Source organism: Lactimicrobium sp. (assembly GCF_036453465.1).
Lineage (GTDB): Bacteria > Bacillota_I > Bacilli_A > Erysipelotrichales > Erysipelotrichaceae > Bulleidia.
Window position 1 is genome coordinate 68,399 of the sequence record NZ_JAZHUW010000004.1, and the last position, 20,100, is coordinate 88,498.

At 48.1% G+C, this 20,100-nt stretch carries 17 protein-coding genes and 1 tRNA gene; 13 read left to right on the forward strand and 5 right to left on the reverse strand.

Features of this window, described 5'->3' with window-relative positions:
- The first annotated feature begins 7 nt into the window (after positions 1-7).
- Genes map through SOI44_RS02045 form a run of 4 tightly spaced genes read left to right on the forward strand, consistent with a single transcriptional unit; the run spans position 8 to position 3,935 of the window.
- Positions 8-865 carry a type I methionyl aminopeptidase gene (map, locus tag SOI44_RS02030; RefSeq protein WP_331347585.1) on the forward strand — a complete coding sequence of 286 codons (858 nt, stop codon included), beginning with the start codon at positions 8-10 and terminating at the stop codon, positions 863-865.
- Positions 846-1,379: a nitroreductase family protein gene (locus SOI44_RS02035; protein ID WP_331347586.1), complete on the forward strand. Its 534-nt coding sequence runs from the start codon at positions 846-848 to the stop codon at positions 1,377-1,379. The genes map and SOI44_RS02035 overlap by 20 nt, the downstream gene beginning before the upstream one ends.
- On the forward strand, positions 1,376-3,010 hold the full coding sequence (locus tag SOI44_RS02040; protein WP_331347587.1) for a putative manganese-dependent inorganic diphosphatase: 1,635 nt from the start codon (positions 1,376-1,378) through the stop codon (positions 3,008-3,010). The genes SOI44_RS02035 and SOI44_RS02040 overlap by 4 nt, the downstream gene beginning before the upstream one ends.
- 1 nt (position 3,011) lies before the next feature.
- Positions 3,012-3,935: a ribonuclease Z gene (locus SOI44_RS02045; RefSeq protein ID WP_331347588.1), complete on the forward strand. Its 924-nt coding sequence runs from the start codon at positions 3,012-3,014 to the stop codon at positions 3,933-3,935.
- A gap of 100 nt (positions 3,936-4,035) precedes the next feature.
- Here SOI44_RS02045 and SOI44_RS02050 read toward each other — a convergent pair.
- A tRNA-Arg gene (locus SOI44_RS02050) sits at positions 4,036-4,109 on the reverse strand.
- Positions 4,110-4,153: 44 nt separating this feature from the next.
- On the opposite strand from SOI44_RS02050, the gene SOI44_RS02055 reads away from it, so the two are divergent.
- Genes SOI44_RS02055 through SOI44_RS02085 form a run of 7 tightly spaced genes read left to right on the forward strand, consistent with a single transcriptional unit; the run spans position 4,154 to position 14,486 of the window.
- Positions 4,154-4,966: an HAD family hydrolase gene (locus SOI44_RS02055; RefSeq protein WP_331347589.1), complete on the forward strand. Its 813-nt coding sequence runs from the start codon at positions 4,154-4,156 to the stop codon at positions 4,964-4,966.
- Positions 4,967-4,979: 13 nt separating this feature from the next.
- Positions 4,980-5,891 carry a patatin-like phospholipase family protein gene (locus SOI44_RS02060; protein WP_331347590.1) on the forward strand — a complete coding sequence of 304 codons (912 nt, stop codon included), beginning with the start codon at positions 4,980-4,982 and terminating at the stop codon, positions 5,889-5,891.
- An 11-nt stretch (positions 5,892-5,902) separates the two neighbouring features.
- A complete protein-coding gene (locus tag SOI44_RS02065; RefSeq protein ID WP_331347591.1) occupies positions 5,903-7,384 on the forward strand; it encodes a TIGR02677 family protein in 1,482 nt (493 codons plus the stop codon).
- Entirely contained in the window at positions 7,381-8,565 is a 1,185-nt protein-coding gene (locus SOI44_RS02070) for a TIGR02678 family protein (RefSeq protein ID WP_331347592.1), read from the forward strand. The genes SOI44_RS02065 and SOI44_RS02070 overlap by 4 nt, the downstream gene beginning before the upstream one ends.
- A 5-nt stretch (positions 8,566-8,570) precedes the next feature.
- On the forward strand, positions 8,571-12,641 hold the full coding sequence (locus SOI44_RS02075; protein ID WP_331347593.1) for a TIGR02680 family protein: 4,071 nt from the start codon (positions 8,571-8,573) through the stop codon (positions 12,639-12,641).
- A complete protein-coding gene (locus SOI44_RS02080) occupies positions 12,631-13,875 on the forward strand; it encodes a TIGR02679 domain-containing protein (RefSeq protein WP_331347594.1) in 1,245 nt (414 codons plus the stop codon). Before SOI44_RS02075 ends, SOI44_RS02080 begins: the two co-directional genes overlap by 11 nt.
- 2 nt (positions 13,876-13,877) lie before the next feature.
- Positions 13,878-14,486, forward strand: a complete 609-nt coding sequence (locus tag SOI44_RS02085; protein ID WP_331347595.1) for a hypothetical protein — start codon at positions 13,878-13,880, stop codon at positions 14,484-14,486.
- 25 nt (positions 14,487-14,511) lie between these two features.
- Here the strand turns inward: SOI44_RS02085 and pcp are convergent, their stop codons facing one another.
- The gene (gene pcp / locus SOI44_RS02090) at positions 14,512-15,153 is read right to left on the reverse strand and encodes a pyroglutamyl-peptidase I (protein WP_331347596.1); all 642 of its coding nucleotides are present in this window, start codon (positions 15,151-15,153) and stop codon (positions 14,512-14,514) included.
- 148 nt (positions 15,154-15,301) lie between these two features.
- On the opposite strand from pcp, the gene SOI44_RS02095 reads away from it, so the two are divergent.
- The gene (locus SOI44_RS02095; protein ID WP_331347597.1) at positions 15,302-16,006 is read left to right on the forward strand and encodes a DUF969 domain-containing protein; all 705 of its coding nucleotides are present in this window, start codon (positions 15,302-15,304) and stop codon (positions 16,004-16,006) included.
- Positions 16,003-16,965: a DUF979 domain-containing protein gene (locus SOI44_RS02100; RefSeq protein WP_331347598.1), complete on the forward strand. Its 963-nt coding sequence runs from the start codon at positions 16,003-16,005 to the stop codon at positions 16,963-16,965. Before SOI44_RS02095 ends, SOI44_RS02100 begins: the two co-directional genes overlap by 4 nt.
- Before the next feature lie 80 nt (positions 16,966-17,045).
- On the opposite strand, the gene SOI44_RS02105 is transcribed toward SOI44_RS02100, so the two are convergent.
- The 3 genes from SOI44_RS02105 to rlmD form a co-directional block, all read right to left on the reverse strand.
- On the reverse strand, positions 17,046-17,768 hold the full coding sequence (locus SOI44_RS02105) for a PrsW family intramembrane metalloprotease (RefSeq protein WP_331347599.1): 723 nt from the start codon (positions 17,766-17,768) through the stop codon (positions 17,046-17,048).
- A gap of 61 nt (positions 17,769-17,829) precedes the next feature.
- Entirely contained in the window at positions 17,830-18,741 is a 912-nt protein-coding gene (locus tag SOI44_RS02110) for an RluA family pseudouridine synthase (RefSeq protein WP_331347600.1), read from the reverse strand.
- Positions 18,722-20,100: 23S rRNA (uracil(1939)-C(5))-methyltransferase RlmD (gene rlmD / locus SOI44_RS02115; protein WP_331347601.1), on the reverse strand; the 1,379-nt coding region annotated here is incomplete at its 5' end. The genes SOI44_RS02110 and rlmD, both read right to left, overlap by 20 nt.

Consider the following 20,100-nt stretch of genomic DNA (forward strand, 5'->3'; position numbering starts at 1 on the left):
AAATAAAATGACAGATGAAGAATTAAAAGAAAGTTATTTTAAGAGTGAACCTATTCCGGAACATATTCTGGAACATATGGAGCATTGCCGCCAGCAGCACATGGAAGTACCGGATGAAAAGCTGATCAAGCGTCCTTCCCAGATTGAAGGCATCCGTGAGGCAGGCCGTATCAATACATTGGTGCTGGATGCCGTCGCCAAGGAAATCCATGATGGCATGAGCACCCAGGAGATCGATGATATTGTGGCAAAGGTGACAAAGGACAATAATGCCATCTGTGCCTGCCTTGGCTTTGAAGGCTACCCAAAGAACGTCTGCACATCCATCAACGATGAAGTATGCCATGGCATTCCGGCCCGCCACCGCAAAATTCATGACGGTGACATCATCAACGTTGACTGCACGACCATCTATCGCTCCTATTATGGCGATGCCAGCCGTATGTTCATGATCGGCAAGGTATCTCCGGCCAGAGAAAGACTGGTGGCAGAAACCAAGAAGTGCCTGGAGATCGGCATGGAAGCAGCCAAGCCATGGAATACGGTTGGTGATATCGGTGCTGCCATTGCCAAGTATGCCCATCATCAGGGATACAGCGTAGTCAGAGAACTGGGCGGCCATGGTGTCGGCAACGGCTTCCATGAGGATCCGTTTGTTGCTCATATTGCCAAGGCTCATACCGGCATGGTACTGGTACCTGGCATGGTGATTACCATCGAGCCGATGATCAATGCCGGTAAGGCAGCTGTTGTCATTGACCCTTATAACGACTGGACAATTTACACAAAGGATGGCAGTGACTCCGCCCAGTGGGAGCACACCATTCTGATTACGGAAACCGGCAATGAAATCCTCTCATACTGAGATCTGTCTGGATCTGATCAAAAACCGCCGCAGTATCCGACGCTTTCAGAAAACACCGGTCACTTCCCATCAGCTGGCACTTCTGCAGGAAGCCGCAGAACTGGCACCCAGTGCCCGCAATGAACAGCCATGGTTTTTCTGTGCCATTGAAAACCAGGAGATTATCCATCAGATCGAACAGCTTGCTGAACCAGCAGGAAACTGTTACAATGCGCCGCTGCTGCTATGTGCCTTCGCTGATAAGAAGGCATTGGAACCAGTCAAAGATACAGTCTTTGCCCTGGCCAACATCATGTATACATGCGAAGCCATCGGCCTTGGATCCTGCTATATTAACTTTGTCTCGGATGTATTCAACTGCCCTGCCTATGACAAGCTGGCAGGTGCCTTGGGTGTACCAGAAGGCTATTTTGCAGTCGGAGCCCTGGCCATTGGGGTGCCAGCTGAAGAAAAACCAGTTCCAACAGACCGTAAAAAGAATATCTTTTCCATCGTGCAGGAGGATGCACAATGAATGACAACATTTATGTAATCGGCCACAAACATCCGGATTCTGATTCGATCTGTGCAGCTTTGACTTACAGCAATCTGCTCAACCGGCTTGGCCATAAAGCCATTGCCTGCCGCCAGGGTCCTCTCAACGAAGAAACCAAGTTTATTCTGCGCCATTTTCATCAGGAAAATCCGCTGCTGCTGACAGATGCCAGAGCCATGCTCAAGGACATTGATCTGGATGAGCCGACCATGATTTCCCATGATGCAACGGTGCATCATGCCTGGCACGTGATGCTGCGGACCCAGAACCGTTCCCTGTATGTTACCGATGATCAGGGCGGCCTGGCCGGGATCTGCACGACGACGGACCTTTCCAGAGTGCGCATCCATCCAGAGGCAGATCTGGATTCTCTGATGAGCACATGCTCGTTGAAAAACATTGCTCATACGGTAGGCGGCTCAATCGTGCTGGATATGCCGGATTTCCATTCCAATGGCAGAGTGCATATCATCACGCTGGAGGGCAGAGAAGCCAGCATGTATTCTCTTGCCAACAGCATCTGTGTACTGTCAAGTGGCCAGGACAAGCAGAAGATGGTCATTGAAGCAGGGGCTGCCTGCCTGGTCATCACCTGCGGCCAGAAGATCAACGATGAAGTAAAGCAGCTTGCCCAAGAGCATCATACGGCCATCATTGAAACCGATGCCGATACGATGAATACAGCCAGAGTCATCACGGAAAGCTACAGTGTGGAACAGGTAATGACAACCAAAATCATTACGTTCCGTGATACCGAGTATGTAGAAGATGTGGCTGCCAAGATGATGAATTCCAGAGTCCGCTCTTATCCGGTCATAGATGAAAACGGCAAGGTCATCGGCGGTATTTCCCGCTACCATACCCGCAATTATCACCACCGTAATTTTGTCCTGGTAGACCATTCTGCCGTCAACCAGACAATCAACCACATTGAAAATGCCAACCTGCTGGCCATCATTGATCATCATCACATTGGCGGCATTACCACAGATCATCCGATTCTTTACAGAAACCAGAAAGTCGGATGCACCTGTACGATCATTGCCTCCATGTATCAGGAAAACGGTATGCTGCCGGATCATGACATGGCCGGACTGTTATTGTCAGCGATTCTTTCTGACACCCTGCATTTCAAGAGTGCCACGACAACGGATCAGGACCGCTTCACGGTATCCTGGCTGGCACCGATTGCAGGCATCAAAGATGTGCCTGGCTATGCAAGAGAAATGCTTGGTGCTTCGGTTGCCCTGAAGGATTCCACGCCGCATGAAATTCTCAACCGTGACCTTAAGACATACCAGATCGGCCGCTTCCAGTTTGCCATCGGTCAGACCAACTACTCCCACATGGAAGAAGTCCAGAAGATTCTGCCTGCCTTCAAGGAAAATCTGCAGAAGGAACAGGCTGCCAATGGCCTGGATCTGATGGTCATGCTGTTTACAGATGTAATGGGTGAAGGTTCTCTGTTTGTGTACTATGGACCGCTGAGCTATGTACTCAGTGATATGCTGCAGACAACCTTTGATGAGCACAGCGGCTTTGATGCCAATATTATTTCACGCAAGCAGCAGCTGATGCCAAAGCTGTCACAGATACTGAAAGGAATCTAGAATGCTGGATGTATGTCTGTTAGGAACAGGCGGAACTGTTCCACTGCCACAGAGATGGCTGACATCCTGTTTATTACGCTGTGATGGCAAGATGGTACTGATCGACTGTGGGGAAGGCACCCAGATTGCCCTGCATGGCATGGGCTTCTCGGTTAAACATATCAATACAATCCTGCTGACCCATTACCATGCGGATCATACCGCCGGCCTGCCTGGATTATTATTGTCCATGGCAAAAGCAGACCGTACGGACCCTATTACGATCTATGGACCAAGAGGCCTGCCGGATCTATTGCAGGGGGTATCCATGATTGCCCGCTACGTTCCTTTTCCCATTCATTACCATGAGATCCGGGAACGCCAGGAACAATTCCAGGAAGCAGGCCTGCAGATCACAGCTTTTGCCGTGCGCCATTCTGTGCCATGTTATTCGTATCAGTTTGTTCTGCCCCGCAGTCCGCGCTTTGACAAAGCCAAAGCCGAAAGCAATCATGTCCCGCTGCGGGCATGGAACCAGCTGCAGAAGGGAAACACCGTTGAAATGGACGGCATCACCTATACACCGGACATGGTCTGCGGCGGTCCTAGACGCGGCCTGAAGGTAGTTTACAGCACCGATACAAGACCGGTAGAAGCACTGCAGACCTACTGCAAGGATGCAGATCTTTACATTGGGGAAGGTATGTATGGTGATCCGGAAAAGGCAGATAAAGCCAAACTCAACCAGCACAGTATGATGTATGAAACAGCTGCTATTGCCGCTAAAGCAAATGTAAGACAGCTCTGGCTGACACACTATTCACCAAGCATGGCAGACCCTGATCAGTATGAAGACCAGGTAAAAGCTGTGTTTGCCAATACCGTCATTGCCCATGACGGACAGCGTATTGATCTGAATTTCATCGATGAAGAGGAAGCACACTGAGTGCTTTTTCTTTTGAAAATTTACTTGATGATTGACCGAAACGATCGGTAAATAACAGAAAAAGCCGCATTAACAGCGGCTTTTTCGTATAATGTGATCGTGCGCCCGATGGGGCTCGAACCCACAACCTTTTGATTCGGAATCAAATACGCTATCCAGTTGCGCCACGGGCACGTAACGCTAAAATAATACCATTGAATGGAGGAGATTACAAAGCAATGGAAAAAAATGTTGCCAACATCCGTCTGATCGTATGTGATATCGATAATACGCTTTTACCTGCTGGTCATGATGCTTTGTCCAGATATACAGTCAATGCCCTGCATAAAGCAATGGACAATGGCTATCAGCTGATGATCTGCACTGGCAGGCACTATACGTTTATACCACCCAGTTTCTTTGATGATCTGCCAATGGATATCATTGGCACAATCAATGGAGCCTGTCTTGTGGACAGATCAGGGAAAGTCATTGAGAAACATCCGATGTCTCTGGAAGATATGAATGCCATTACGAATCTATGTGTGGCCCATGACATTGGTCTTGGCTTCAAGTTTGAAGATGCCATTGTGACGTATGCCAACTATGAGAAATTCATGAAAGGCTATGTGCGCAATCCACGGGAATGGAAGCTTGTTATCAATGATGATGCCAAGAGAACTCATCATCTGAAGGCGGGTACACCATTGGGAACATTCATCATCGGTGATGAATCCGTCATTGAGCCTTTCTCTCATTCTCTGCCGGATCTGATCTTTGCCTGGTCGCAGCGTGATGGCTATGATGTTTTCTCACGCAATGTCACCAAGGCAACAGCCATTCAGCGGGTACTGGATGATGAAGGCCTTTCGTGGGACAATGTACTGGCATTTGGCGATGCCGGCAACGATATTCCATTTATCGAGAAGGCAGGCATTGGCGTGGCATTGGGAAATGCCAAGGATGGGGTCAGAGAACATGCTGATCTGACAGCAGATCTTTGCGAAAATGATGGTGTGGCAAAGATGCTGGAACAGCTTGGCATCATCTGAAGGAGGATTTGAAATGAAAGTTTACAGTGGACTGGATCAACTGCCAAAGGGCAGGGCAGCCGGCGGCCTTACACATGGCTGTATGGTGCTGGAAGGCGGTGCCTGGCGCGGTTTGTATACCCAGGGTGCACTGGATGCCCTGATGGAAAACGGCATCAATATGGACTGCACCATCGGTGTTTCCGCCGGTGCGATGTCTGGACTTGCCTATACAGCAGGACAGATTGGCTTTTCCGCAAGGTTGAATCTGACATACCGCAATGACCAGAATTACTGCGGTCTTGGGGCAATGAAAAATGACCATGGCATCACCGGGTTCAGCTATGCATTTGATACCCTGTTCCATCAGGGTGAAGGCTTTGATCAGGCTGCCTTTAATAATCCGGAAAGAAGATTCGTGGCAGTGGCAACAAATCTGGAAACCGGCAAAGCCGTCTATTTTGAAAAAGGAAAATGCACCGATATCTTTAAGGCGGTACAGGCATCCGCAACCGTGCCATATATCTCTAAGCCAGTAGAAATTGATGGCTCCCTATATCTGGATGGCGGCCTGAGTGTGCGGGTCCCATATGAATGGGCACTGGCCGAAGGCTATGACAAAATTATTGTCATCCGCACCCGTGACCGTGCATACCGCAAAAAGATTGCCAGCCCTCTTGCCATCAACAAGATGTACCGTAAACTGCCGCAGGCTGTCTATGATCTGGATGAACAGAATGCCAGATACAATATCTCTCTGAACGGTCTGGATCAGTTGGAAAAAGCCGGAAGAATCTTTGTGTTAGCTCCGGAGAAGCCGATTACAATCCGCCGTTTTGAAAGTGATATGGATAAGCTTGGAGACTTGTACTGGCGCGGCTATCATGAAACCAAAGAACATCTGGATGTATTGAAGCAGTATCTGTCTTCACATCAGGCACAATAACAGGAGAATGCATGGAAGAATTGCACCGTATCAGTGAAACAGCTTACCTGACTGCTGATAACGCAGAACGCTACCGGGCGATCATGCGTGTTTTTTATCATGCTTATGAGCGTGTTGATAATCGTCTTACTACGCAGGATGTCATGAAATTGCTCAAAGAGGAATTCCCGGTATATCAGGATCTCAGCATAGATCAGCTCAAGCTTGATCTTAATCAGCTTACGGAATGGAAAAGCCTGGATGCAGTACAGGAGCCAAGAAATGTTTATACAATTGCTGAATACAGAAATAAGCAGTTTACGTATTCCATCAGTAAAGCTGGCATAGAAGTAGAGCGGATGACCGTGCGGCTGGAGACACTGTCATTGAATTCTGCATCATTAAGTACGAACTTCTTCAAGCGCATTGAAGAGTCATTGAGCAGGATGAATACGATGGTTTCAGCACCTTTGAAAGAGGTCAATGCATGGTGGAATGATTTACTGATCGACTTTGAAGCGATGAGCAATAACTCAAATGATTACCTGCACGAGTTCTATTCTGCCAAGAGTGAGAAGATCCTGAAAAGCGTTGCTTTCCTTGTGCATAAGGATAGGCTGATTTCCTATCTGCGGGAATTCGTTGTGGAACTGCAGAGCCATGCCTCAGCGATAGCAAGACTGCTGCAGAATATTGATGAAACAGTCTGCCATCAGGTACTGGAACTGACCGTACAGAGTGAGCTGGATATTCCGCGGCCCATGGAAGAAATAAATGATCATCTGGAACAGGATCTGCGTACAGATATCTATCAGAAATGGGACAGTCTGGAACACTGGTTTTTGAACAAAGACGGCCGTCAGGCAGAAGCGATGCATATCCTGGATATCACTAATGACATCATTCAGAAGATCATCCAGAATGCGGCTTTGATTGTGCAGCTGCAGAACTGGGGCATCAACCGCCGTGATGAATATGCCAGATGGATCGGCATGTTTTATGACTGCCAGGATATCCGCCAGGCACACCAGCTGTCAGCGGTACTCTTTGGCGCCATGCAGGTGCGCCATTTCAGTGTGGAACAGGAGCGCAGCACGGACAGTCTGTCCAGTGCTACCCAGGATGAAGAGCCATTTGTGTATACACTGTCTTCCCATTCGCGTACGTATAAGCCACGCATGGAAAGGGCCGCCTACAGCACAAGCGAACTGCAGAAAGCGGCCAGAAGACAGGCCTATCTGGATGAGATGGAAAAGAAACGTCTGGAAGTCAGTAAGTACATCCATCAGGGCAGACTGTCGTTTGCCAAGATTCAGGATGTGATCTCACCACAGTTGAGAATGATGCTGTTAAGCTGGATTGCCCAGGCCAACATGACTTCTTCTAAAGTAGGACGCACAGAATATGGCAGCCGCTATGTTCTTGATAGAGAAGAGGGCGAGTGCGTGCTGCACTGTAGTGATGGCGATCTTACCATGCCGTGTTATGTAATTGAGTTTGAGGATGAAGGATGAACAGTTTGCAGATACTTTTGGAAAAATTCTGGGTGATCAAAGAACAGGACAGAGATCTCTATTACAAAGTCCGCCGGGATGTTGATAAAATCCGCCGGTTTGCAGCGGATCTGCCGGGATGGCGGCTTGTCTGCAACGAACATCTGATTCGTCTGGAGAAGGTGCCTGCTCATGCGCATAGCTTTATGGGGATCCAGTCATTTACCAGCAAGCTGGACTATATGATACTGTGTGCATTGCTGATCTTTCTGGAAGACCTGCAGGACAGACAGCCGTTTCTGCTATCTGAACTGACAGATCATATCGAAGTGCATCTGAAGCCATGGATTGAAATTGACTGGACAAGCTTTTCTACCCGCCGCAGTCTGATCCGTGTCATGCAGTTTGCTGAAAATGCAGGTCTTGTCATCCTGCATGAGGGATCACTGGATGCCCTGAATGATTCCCAAAGAGCTGAGATGCTGTATGAAAATACCGGTATATCCCGTTATTTTGCTGTCTATTATCCATTCGACACATCATCTTTCAGGACACCCCAGGATTATGAAAATCATGTACAGGCGGGATCAGATGCCAACCGCGGCAGTGAGCGTGTCAACCGCATTTACCGCAACCTGCTGTTAAGCCCGGCATTCTATTGGCAGAGCAATGATGATCAGGATGCATTCTATCTCAAGAATTACCGCCGCAATGTTGCCAAAAATCTGTATGACAATGCCGGCTCACGCCTTGATCTTCACCGTGGTGCAGCCTTTCTGGTCAATGACAATCAGGAAACAAATTATGGTGTTCAATTCCCGGATGGCTCCATGCGCAGCGATATTATTCTGCTGGTCTGCCAGTACCTCAGAGAGCATGTGCAGATTGAAACAAATGGTACTTCACTCATTTCAGAAAAAGCCTTTGTGTCCGCTGTTTCTGCCTGTGCAGACAAGTACCGGGCTGCCTGGAGCAAAGCCTATCGCGAAATGCCGGATGACAAGCTTGCAGATGATATTCTGCAGGGAATGATGGACTGGATGATGGCAGAAAAGCAAGATGACAGGATCAAGCTGCTGCCTGCGGTATGGAAGTTCAGCGGGCGGTACCCGTCAAATTTCCATCCTGAGCAGGCAGATAAAGAAGTGAAGAATACACGCGGGAAAAAGGAGGAAAAGAGCAGGCAGACATCCCTGTTCTGAAAGCTATGGAAGAAAACAATGGAAACCGCTGGCAGATGAACCGGCTTGGCTTTGTCAATTTCTGGCTGTATGACAACCAGGTTTTCAATCTGGATCATGGCCATATTCTGCTGCGCGGACAGAATGGCTCAGGAAAATCGATTACGACCCAGAGCTTTATTCCCTTTATTCTTGATGGCGACCGCACCCCCAGCCGCCTGGATCCCTTTGGCTCCAATGACCGCCGTATGGAATACTATTTCCTCGGCGTTCATGATAAAGACGAATCTACCGGCTATCTGTATCTGGAATTTGTCAAACCAGAAACGAAAGAATACCGTACCATCGGAATCGGCCAGCGCGCTGTCCGCGGCCATCAGGGCCTGTATTTCTGGGGCTTCGTCCTCATGGATGGCAGACGGATTGGTCAGCAGGGATGTGAATTATGCAAGAACCTCGGCAGTGGTACCTATGTTCCGCTTTCCAAACGAGAATGCAAAGAGATGATCGGTGCCAGTAGCTTTTTCTGCGAATCACAGAAAGAGTACAAAGAAGCAGTCAATAAATATCTATTTGGCTTTGAACGTATTGATCAATATGACCAGCTTACATCACTGCTGATCAAGATCCGCGGCTCCAAACTGTCAAAGGAATTCAAGCCTTCCAGAGTATATGATATCCTCAACGACTCTCTGCAGACATTGAGTGACAATGATCTTTCTCCGATGGTTACAGCTATGGAGAATATGGATAACATTGCCGCAAGGCTTGACGATCTGCGCAATACATCTTCCCAGCTGCGTTACGTTCTGGATGAATATAGCCGCTATAACCGCTATATCGCTGCCAGAAAGGCACAGAATTATCTGACTGCCCAAAGCAGCCTGCAGCAGTGGCAGAACACCATTGCACAGCATGAGAATACGATCAAAGAAAATGCAGCGCAGCAGGATGAAAAGCATAAACGGCTTGCAATACTGGATGAAGAGATGAAGATCATCAATGACCGTCTGGCAGCTTACAGTGAAACCGCTGGCGAGATTCAAAGAGCCAGACAGCAGCGTGAGCAGGACAGCCAGCAGGTCAAATCTCTTCAAAATGAAATCAATGCACGTCATGAAAAGATTGATTCCCTGCAGGGTGAGTTACACCAGCTGGATAATGACATTCGAGACTGCCGGACAGAAATTGACGGTCTGCAGGCACAGCTGGCAAAGCAGCTGCAGCAGATGGAAGAGATCAACAAAGATGTGAGCTTTTCGCATGCTGATGCGTTTCAACAGTTTGAAACGAGTCAAAAGATCAGTGTGCTGTATGAGCAGGTACAAAGAGAAATCAATGAACTGCAAAAGCAGCTGGAACAGATTCTATCCAAGCTGAAAGAAAAAGATCAGGCCTTTGTGCAGGCGGATGAAGCAGAAAAGAAATGGAATGAATTGAAGCTGACCTATCAGAAGCTGAATGAGGCAGTTAGCAAGGCTGAAAATGACTGCGATCTTGCCCGTGATCAGCTGATTGAGGCATGGCATCTGGCGGCTGCCAGCAATCAGGAATATGTCATTAACGAGCATGATCTGCAGCAGCTGCAGTCTTTGATCCGCCAGTATGATGAAACAGACATTCGCAAATATTATCAGCTGACTGACCAGATCAAATCGGCACTGGACAGTGTTCTGAATAAACAGGAAGCCAGTCTGCAGGCAGAGCTGAAAATGCAGAAAGAGAGCCTGAAAAAACGGCAGGATGAGCTGGAGGCACTGCAGCAGGAAAAAGAGGCAGTTCCGCCCCGCAATGACAGGGTTGTCAACTCCAGAAAGAAGCTGCAGAGTGCTGGAATAGAATGCATGCCTTTGTATGAGGCAATTGATTTTGCAACGGATGACACACGTCGGCAGGCCTTGCTGGAAAAGCAGCTGCAGGCAGCCGGACTTCTTGATGCTTTGATTGTACCTGAAGATCAATATGATCAGGCTGGACGCCTTGTTGATGAAGATACCTTCATCAAAGCAGAAAATCCTGGTGAAATCTGCACTTTGTTTCATGCAGAGAATACCGGGATGACATCATCACTGCTTCAGGAAACACAGCGTGTATTGTCCTGTATCTCAGAAACAAACGGGCAGTTTATTGTTGGCAAGGATGGCTATTTCCGCAATGGCATGCTGGAAGGAAAAGTGCAGACAGATGACACAGATGAAGCTGTTTACATCGGTGCAGCTAGACGCCGGCATGCGCATCAGCTGGCAATTGAAGCAAAACAGGCAGAAATCGATACAGAAATGCAGAAGTACAATGGCATCCTGAACCAGCTTGATCAGCTCCATCAAAGACAGCAGATCCTGCAGCAGGAAAAGGATCATTCTCCTGATATAGAAGATCTCAATGATGCTGTCCGTTCCAGAAAAGAAGCAGAAAAAGAGGCATCTCTGGCCCGCATCCGCATGGATCAGGCAGATGATGTCCGCCGCCAGAAGCAGGATACATATAAGCGTCTTGAACGGGAAGCCAATACGATGATGAGGCCCTACCCATATGCCCATACAGCCAGAGGCTATCAGAATGCTGTGGACGCCTGTCGCAATTACAGTCAGGCTGCCTCCAGACTGTATGCTCTTGCCATGGATCATGGAAAAGCAGAAGAGAAAAAAGGCTTTCTGCAGGCAAGTAGTGAGAGTAAGCAGGAAATGCTTGACGGGGAACTGACCCGCCAGCAGAAGGATCAGGCTGAAGTCAGAAGACTTCTGGACAGAATTCAGACACAGGATCAGATCCTGCAGGATCCGGATCATCAGAAGGCTGCCCGTGAAATTGATGCATTGTATCAGCATCAGGGTGAAAACAGGGAAGAAGCCGATAAGACTGGAAAAGATCTTGTCCGCCTTGAAGAACGGCTGAAAACTGAAAAGCAGGAGCTGGCTGAAGCAGACAGACAGCTGCAGGATGCCAGTGAAAAGTTTGACTTTGCCAGGAAATATTATCTGGAAGATATGCGTCTGAATCTTCTGGAAGATGAATCAGAAAAGGACGATGAATCCATCCTGGCACAGGCAGGGAAGATCGTCAGATCCATTGATCAGAAAGAGCTGGATCGTGAACCATCTGAAATCAATACCCGGCTGTCCAGTTCATTCAGCCGTCATGTTGCCAGTCTTTCCTCCACTGGTATTGAATCATCAGAATATTTTGGGCCAACACAGCGGCCGGACCTGATCCGCAGCCGCACTGTCATTACGGCTGTACTGGGTGCTGCCAAAATGGACATCACTGCCTTCGCTCAGGAAATCAAGCAGAATATATCTGAAACGGAAGAACTCATCCGTCAGAAAGACAGAGAGCTGTTTGAAAACATCCTTTCTGATACGCTCAGCCGCAAGCTGACCATGAAGATTGCTGAAAGCCGCACCTGGATCCACGACATGTCAAAGCTGATGAAAAATATGGATTCTTCCATGGGCCTTTCCTTTTCTCTGCGCTGGCTTCCCAAAACAAGCCTGGAAGAAGGAGAACTGTCAGCGGATCAGCTGGAATCTATCCTGAGCAGGGATCATGAATTGTTAACACAGGAAGATATTCAGAAAGTGGCAGATCATTTCCGCCATGAAATTCAGGAAAGAAAGCAGGAAGCAGCAGATGCCGGTATTCCTGTCAACTATCAGGAGATGGTCCGGGATGCCCTTGACTACCGCCAGTGGTTTGAATTCCGCATGATGTATACACGTGTCAATGAAACGCCAAAAGAGCTGACGGATCATGCTTTCAATACATTTTCCGGTGGTGAAAAGGCAATGGCAATGTATATCCCATTGTTTGCAGCTGTCAATGCTCAGTACCAGAAATCTTCACGTGCTGACCATCCGCGCCTGATTGCTTTGGATGAAGCATTTGCCGGTGTAGATGACAAGAACATTGCCAGTATGTTCCACCTTGTCTCGGAACTTGATTTTGACTATATCATGAACTCTCAGTATCTATGGGGCTGCTATGAAACTGTTAATGCACTGCGTATTGCTGAGCTGCTGCGGCCGGAGAATGCAGATTATATTACCGTGATTTTCTACCACTGGAATGGCAGAACGAAGGTGCTGGATGAACAGTGAAGCCGTAAACTATTTCCGCAACCGTCATGGCTTTGACCGTGCCATGAAACAAATGAAGGATAAATGGCAGTCCTATGGCAGAAGCAGCGGCATGGTGATCCTCAAGAATCCAACCGAAGAGGAAAGCTATGATCTTGGCCGCTTTTTTGGCAAAACCTTCTCGTCGTCCAAAGAAATCCGTTTTTCTCTTTCTGACTTCGAAAAAGCACTTAAAAATACAAAATATGCATCTCTTTCTTTGTATGATCTGCTCTGTGAATATTATCAGGAAGATCTGATAACCAACCGTACAAAAAGACAGAAACAGAAGGAACAGCAGCAGTCAGTCTATGAGAAAACGCTGGCAGATGTTTCTTTCTGCCAGGATGCATATCATTGGCTCAAAGCAATGCCAATGGCGGCTTTCCGCATGGCCAGAAATCCACAAACGTATGTGCCTTGTGCAAAAGCATTATCGATCCTGCAGCGGCAGAAGGATGATATCCGCCTTTCCGTACTGGCAATGGAGGCACTTGGTGATCCCCATGGTCTTGATGCGGAAAGAGAGACCGGGCGCATCTTTCTGCGCCTTCTGCAGTACTGCCTGCATGATAAAACAGAGAAGTTAAGCGCTGAGATGAAGCTGGACCTGTATATCCGCATGCACATTCGTCCTGATGCGATTTCCAGCTTTACAACGATGCAGGGCTTCCATTTTGTGACAAAGGATGGATATCATCCGGCCTATGAAGGCTTTCTGCAGCAGAACGAATACTATCTGGTCTCGCTGTCACAGCTGCACAGCATTACAACGGTGATACCAGTGCAGCAGCCTGTTTTCATTCTGGAAAACCAGATGGTATTCAGCGAGATTGCATCAAGGCTTCCACAGGCATCCATGATCTGCACATCCGGGCAGATGAAAACAGCTTCACTGCTGGTGATCGATATGCTTGCTGAAGAAAACGTGAGTATGTTCTACAGTTCGGATCTTGACCCGGAAGGCGTGCTGATGACAGAACGCCTGCTGCAGCGCCATCCTGATCTCATCCATGCCTGGCACATGGACGCATCAGATTATCATAAATCAATGTCTGAGGTTGAAATTTCACAGCAGCGCCTGCATGAACTCGATGGTGTACAAAGTGCATCGCTGCAGCAGGCATGCCAGTGCATTCTGGCAAAGAAGAGGGCAGGCTATCAGGAAAGGCTGATTGATGATATGATTGACGACATGCAGAGGATGATGAAATGACGATGTCAAATGCATTTATGGGCGGTGTGTTCGGGGTGATCGGCATCCTGCTGTATATCGCCGCTCCTTTTCTTTCCGAAGAGAAAAGAGCTTATCAGTCACGTTTACTGGCAGAGGCACTGTTTGCCCTGATGTTCTTTTATCTGAGTGCCTTTGCCGGAACCGTCTATTTCCTGCTGATGCTGGCCAGTGCTCTTGTGCAGAAACAGATCGAGCATAACAAATGGGTTTCTTTGTGCTATGGCATTGCGGCATGTGTACTGACAATGCTTTTCAATAACAGAGGCACAGCTGGAATTGTTCTGGCTTTGTCACTTGTTCTTGTCTTTCTGCCGATCAATGAAGACAGGATGTTAACAACATCAAGCTATATCGATCTGCTGATTGCACTAGCCCAGCTGTACTACACCATTGCGGTACGGGCATGGGTTGGCGTTGCATTCAGCATTCTTGAAATGGTGATGGCAATTGCCGGTCTTGTCTCTGCTGTTCATCTGGTCAGAGGCGGCGGCCTTGCAGCAGCTGCCAAAGAGCAGCGTGACTACCTGCAGAAGAAAGAAACACAAAAAAAGCAGCGCAAGGCTGCTTCCAAAGCAAAGAAAATGCATTAGTTCAGATCCCGTCAGGGATCTTTTTTCAGCAGATCTTGCCACCGGTTTTCTTGATATCTGTCTCGTTTTTGACAATGGCTTCAATGGCAGCAGTCAATCCCTTGACGATATCATCCAGGCTCATGGAAGGAACACCGCGCTTGCCAACTGCCTGGCTTGTCATATACGGGATATGAACAAAACCGGAACGTTTGCCAGGATACTTGTGCTCACAGATGTAGCGGACACCATACAGCACATGGTTGCAGATGAAAGTGCCGGCTGTATCGGAAACGGATGCCGGAATACCAGCTCCATTGACAGCTTTTACCATTGCCTTGATCGGCAGGGCAGAGAAGTAAGCATCCGGTCCATCCGCATAGATCTTTTCATCAATCGGCTGATTGCCCTCATTATCCGGAATCCGGCAGTCATCACAGTTGATGCCGACACGTTCTACCGTAATATCCGGTCTGCCGCCAGCCTGGCCGACAGACAGAATGACATCCGGATCACACTCCGCAATCTTAGCATCAATTTTTTCCAGTGATTTGTAAACAACAGTAGGAATTTCCAGCTTGATAATCTGAGCACCGGCGATCTCATCCGGCAGCCTCTTTACAGATTCAATCGCAGGGTTGACCGGCTCACCGCCAAATGGATCAAATCCAGTTACAAGAATTTTCATAAATCACACCTCCATGTGAAATTATAGCGCAAACCAGACTTTACAATTCTTTGAAAGCCTGAAACAAGATGCTATATTATTGTTATCAGTGCTTTCATTTTCATAATTCTTTTTATTTTATGAAAATGATTGGAAAGGGGTAAAAGTAATGGGTCTTTTAAAACTGATCGGTGTTCTCATCGTCATTATCGGCTTTGCGCTGCGGTGGGACACAATTGCAACGGTTGTGGCCGCTGGCATTGCGACAGGTCTTGTCGCCGTGGCAGAAGGTTCCATGACCTTCATGGGAATTTTTGAGACATTCGGAAGTTCCTTCATCACCAACCGTACAGCAACACTGTTTGCTTTAACCGTTGGCGTCATTGGTATCTGTGAGCGGTATGGCCTGCGTGATAAAGCCAAGGATTTCATCAAGAAGATGAAGTCCATGACCGTCGGCAGACTTCTGGCTGTCTGGACCGTCATCCGTACGTTGTCTGCAGCATTCTCACTGCGCCTGGGCGGCCATGTACAGTTCATCCGTCCGATTATCCTGCCGATGTCTGAAGGCGCAATTGCCAACCGCTATGGTGATCAGGTGCTGGAAGATGACGCAGAAGAGGACCGCCTCAAAGGTATTGCGGCCGGCACCGAAAACTTCGGCAACTTCTTCGGACAGAACTGCTTCATGGGTGCATCCGGAACACTGTTAATCGTCAATACACTGACAACCCAGGGCCTCAATGTCGATGCTCTGCAGATTGCTGTCAATTCCTGGCCGATTGCCATCATCTGTATGGTCGTGTGTGCCCTGTATTATCTGTGGTATGACAAAGCACTCGATAAGAAGTATGCAAAGGAGGCAGGAAAATGATTCAACAGGCAATTACACTGGTTCCTACTGAGATTGCCAACAAGTACAATCCTGTTCTGCAGGAACTGTTCTATATCATCATCGGTCTGATCTTCATCAGCAACGGTGTCAAGGCATTCCGTGATACCTCCGTCAAGAAGCACACAACAACCGGTATCTTCTGGTGCATCATGGGTGTCTGCTTCATTGTCGGACCATATGTGCCACCGGCTCTGATCGGTTTCCTGCTTGTTGCTACAGCTGTGATCACCGCTACCGGCGGCGTTGTGGAAACACACAACGATGTTCCTACCCGTGAAGAAACACGTGCCAATGCCGATAAAGTCGGATACAAGGTATTCATTCCGGCTTTGATCCTGGCGCTGGTATCTGTAGTGCTGTCCTTCCTTGGCATTGTTTCTGCCAATAACTCCATCGGTGTTTCTGCAGTGTGCGGCGTGATTGCGGTACTTGCCATCACCAAAGCACCAGCCAAGTCAATCATCACCGAAGGAAACAGACTGCTTGATAACATGGGGGCAGTGGCTTTCTTACCACAGCTGCTGTCTGCACTGGGTGCATTGTTTACCGCAGCCGGCGTTGGTGATGTCATTGCCAGCGGCGTCGCTGCCATCATTCCGGCTCACGCTCATCTGATTGCCTGCATTGTCTATTGCGTAGGCATGGCATTATTCACCATGATCATGGGCAATGGCTTTGCGGCATTCTCTGTCATCACGGTTGGTATTGGTATTCCATTCCTGATCAACGAAGGTGCTAACCCGGCTGTGGTTGGTGCCCTGGGATTAACAGCTGGCTATTGCGGCACTCTGATGACACCGATGGCTGCCAACTTCAACATCATGCCGGCGGCATTATTGGAAACCAAGAACAAGTATGCCATCATCAAGGCACAGATTCCGGTTGCTCTGATCATGCTTGCAGCACATATTCTGCTGATGTATTTCTGGGCTTTCTGATTGACCAAAGGAAAACTGCTGACGATCTTCATCGCCGGCAGTTTTTTTGCACCCAAAAAAAGAGAATGCAGCGCATTCCCTTATACAATCCGATCGTTGGCAGCTTCGTGTTTGACAAGCCGGAAGACAATCAGATAGATCACGATAATGATGATGAAGAAGACAATCGTGGAAGTATCGGTGCCAAGCATAGCACAGAAGTCATAGGCACCATGCAGACATACAGCTGAAAGGTAACCAATCACCTGCATGGCAATGGCTTCGCCATGATGGCCGCAGTCCTCACGCAGCTTTGCGCGCCCATAGAAGTAGCCCATCAATACCGCAAAGGACATATGGCCGGGAATGGCAAGCAGGGCACGGCTTGGTGCTACCCCAAGTCCATACGAGAACACATACTTGATATTCTCAAATGCGGCAAAGCCAAGGGAGGCAAACACACAGTAGACAATGCCATCAAACCTTGTTTCAAAGTAGGGATTATGCCAGGTATCTTTGCGCATGAAGAAGAACTTGGTTCCTTCCTCCACAACACCAACCACCAGGAAGGCAAGAAAAGCAAGATAGTTTGGTGAATTGGCCAGGGATGAACTGTTCAGCACGGTTTCACCGATCAGTTCCAGAACCGTCGCAGCCAGGGCTGCCAGCACACCATCCCAGACAAGCTTCATCAACAGTCCGGTAGGCTGTCTGTGCATCCTTGACTGGTTGTATACATACATCATCAGAAAGATGGCCGGCAGCACCGCTGCCAGAACATACAGCAGCAGGATGTTGGTAATCGGCCCCATCAGCAGAAACATAATATTTCCTCCTTATTGTTTTCCAAAGTATAAGAATTTATCTCTGCAATGTCATGAACAATTAATACTGTATGTCATCCATTGGAAAGAAATGAAAGGCAGGATTGTCAAGATCATGAATCTTATGACGTTTATTGGTAATGGGATCATGAAACGTGATACTGCAGGCCCAGAGCCCCATGCCTTCAAAATCAGAAGAGCGATGGCCATACAAAGGATCATTCACCAGCGGCCATCCATGGTTAGACAAGTGCACCCGGATCTGGTGGGTGCGGCCTGTTTCCAGCTGGCATCCAAACAGCAGATAACTTCCTTTTTTAGCAAGACATGTCACTTTAGTACGGGCATCTCGTCCAGAAGGGGAGACAATAAACTGACCGCTGTGATGGCGGTCACGGCCGATTCTGTCATCGATGACAAACGATGTGCCAACCGGAATCTGTTTGCCAGTGCAGATGGCAAGATACTGACGGGAAATACGGTGATTTGCCATCTGTGCATCCAGGCCACCCTGAAACAGCGGAACTTTGCTGTATAAAACAAGGCCGGAAGTGTCTTTATCCAGCCGGTGCAAAGGCCGTATTGGTGTTTCAATTCCTTTTTCCTTCAGCCAGGCTGCTGCCTGTCCATTCAGACAGTCTGCACTTTTTACATCGTCATAAATAATCGTACCGGCATCTTTATGCACCACATACACAAAGTCATTCTCATAGACAACCTGACAGGGATGTTCCGCACAAGGCCAGTCAATTGGCTCATCTGGAATTATCAACGTGATCCTGTCATCCCCGTTCAGAAACTCTTCTTCACTTTTGACTTCTTTTCCATTGACCAGCATATGGCGCTGCTGAATCAGGGCATAGCGCATCGGTCTGCTCAAAGAAAGATCATCCAGAAATTTCCGGACTTTCTGATGGGAATACTTTGGTCCGGCTTCAATCTCAAAGCCGTTTTTAATTTTCTGATAGTGCATGATGTCTGCCTCTTTTCCTATGGTTTCTTCTGCCAGTGGAAACACCGTTTCTCATTAAGACAGTAATGCTTTCCACATGCGGTGTATTGGGAAACATATCAAACGGAATGATCGTGAGAATCTGGTATTCTTTCTTCAGTTCTTTCAGATTCTTGGCCAGCGTGGCAGGATTGCAGGAAACATAGACAATCTTGCGGATGGAGGAAGAAAGAATGGTACGGATCATGGCATCGTCCATGCCGGCTCTTGGCGGATCCGCCAGCAGCGTGTCCACACTTGTTTCCTGCAGGATCTGATGCAGTGTCTCCGCGGCATCCCCGCAGATAAACTCACAGTTATCTATGTGATTGGCAGCCGCATTGGCTCCGGCATTGATGATCGCTTCCTCTATGCTTTCAATGCCAATCACTTTCTCTGCTTTAGTACTGGCAAGAAGACTCATCGCCCCAACCCCACAGTACGCTTCCACAAGCGTTTTGCAAGGATCCACTTTACTGACAGCCATGGCATACATCTTTTCAGCCTGTTCTGTATTCAGCTGGAAGAAGGAGCGAGGTGACAGCTGCAGCTGCAGGCCGTTCATCTCTGCTTTAAGATTTTTATCACCACCCAGCAGCACAGGTGAAGTGCCAAAGAAATCAACGCCGGTTCTGGCTGTGTTAACAGACTGGTACAAAGAACTCACATGCGGCACAGCAAGAATCTCTTTTACCATCTCTGCCGGCAGTTTGTTCTGACCTGTGATAATGGAAATCTGTGTTTTTTCCTGCAGAGTGCGCAGGATCAGATAACGTAATCCTGTGCGGGAAGAGGGATCATAGGCTTTCTGATGATACTTGTTCAAAATGACCAACACCTGGCTGCGCACTTCTTCCAGAATGGGGTCCTGTATCACGCAGTGATCAACCGGCACAAAATGATTGGAACCTGTCTGATAAAAGCCAGCCATCAGCTTTCCCTGTACCATGGCCAGCGGCATCCTTGCCTGATTGCGATAGCCAATAATCTTTTCACTGCCATGCATATCCCGCACAGCTGTGTCTTTGATGCCGGCATACTTCCAGAGAGCCTCTGTTAACAGTGCCTTCTTCTGGATGCACTGCTCTTGATAATCCATTGTCAACAGGGCACAGCCGCCGCACTTTGAAGCCACAGAACAGGCAGGCTCAATCCGATGTGGACTCTTTTCTAATACCCGTACACAATGGCCGATCGTATAGCGTGCATCTTCATGGTCAGCCTCATACTGTACGGTTTCATCAATCAAAGCACCTTTGACAAAGACGGGCTTATGATGTTCATAGCCGATGCCTTCGCCATTGATGCCGGTTTTTACGATTCGAATCTGTTTCATACGCT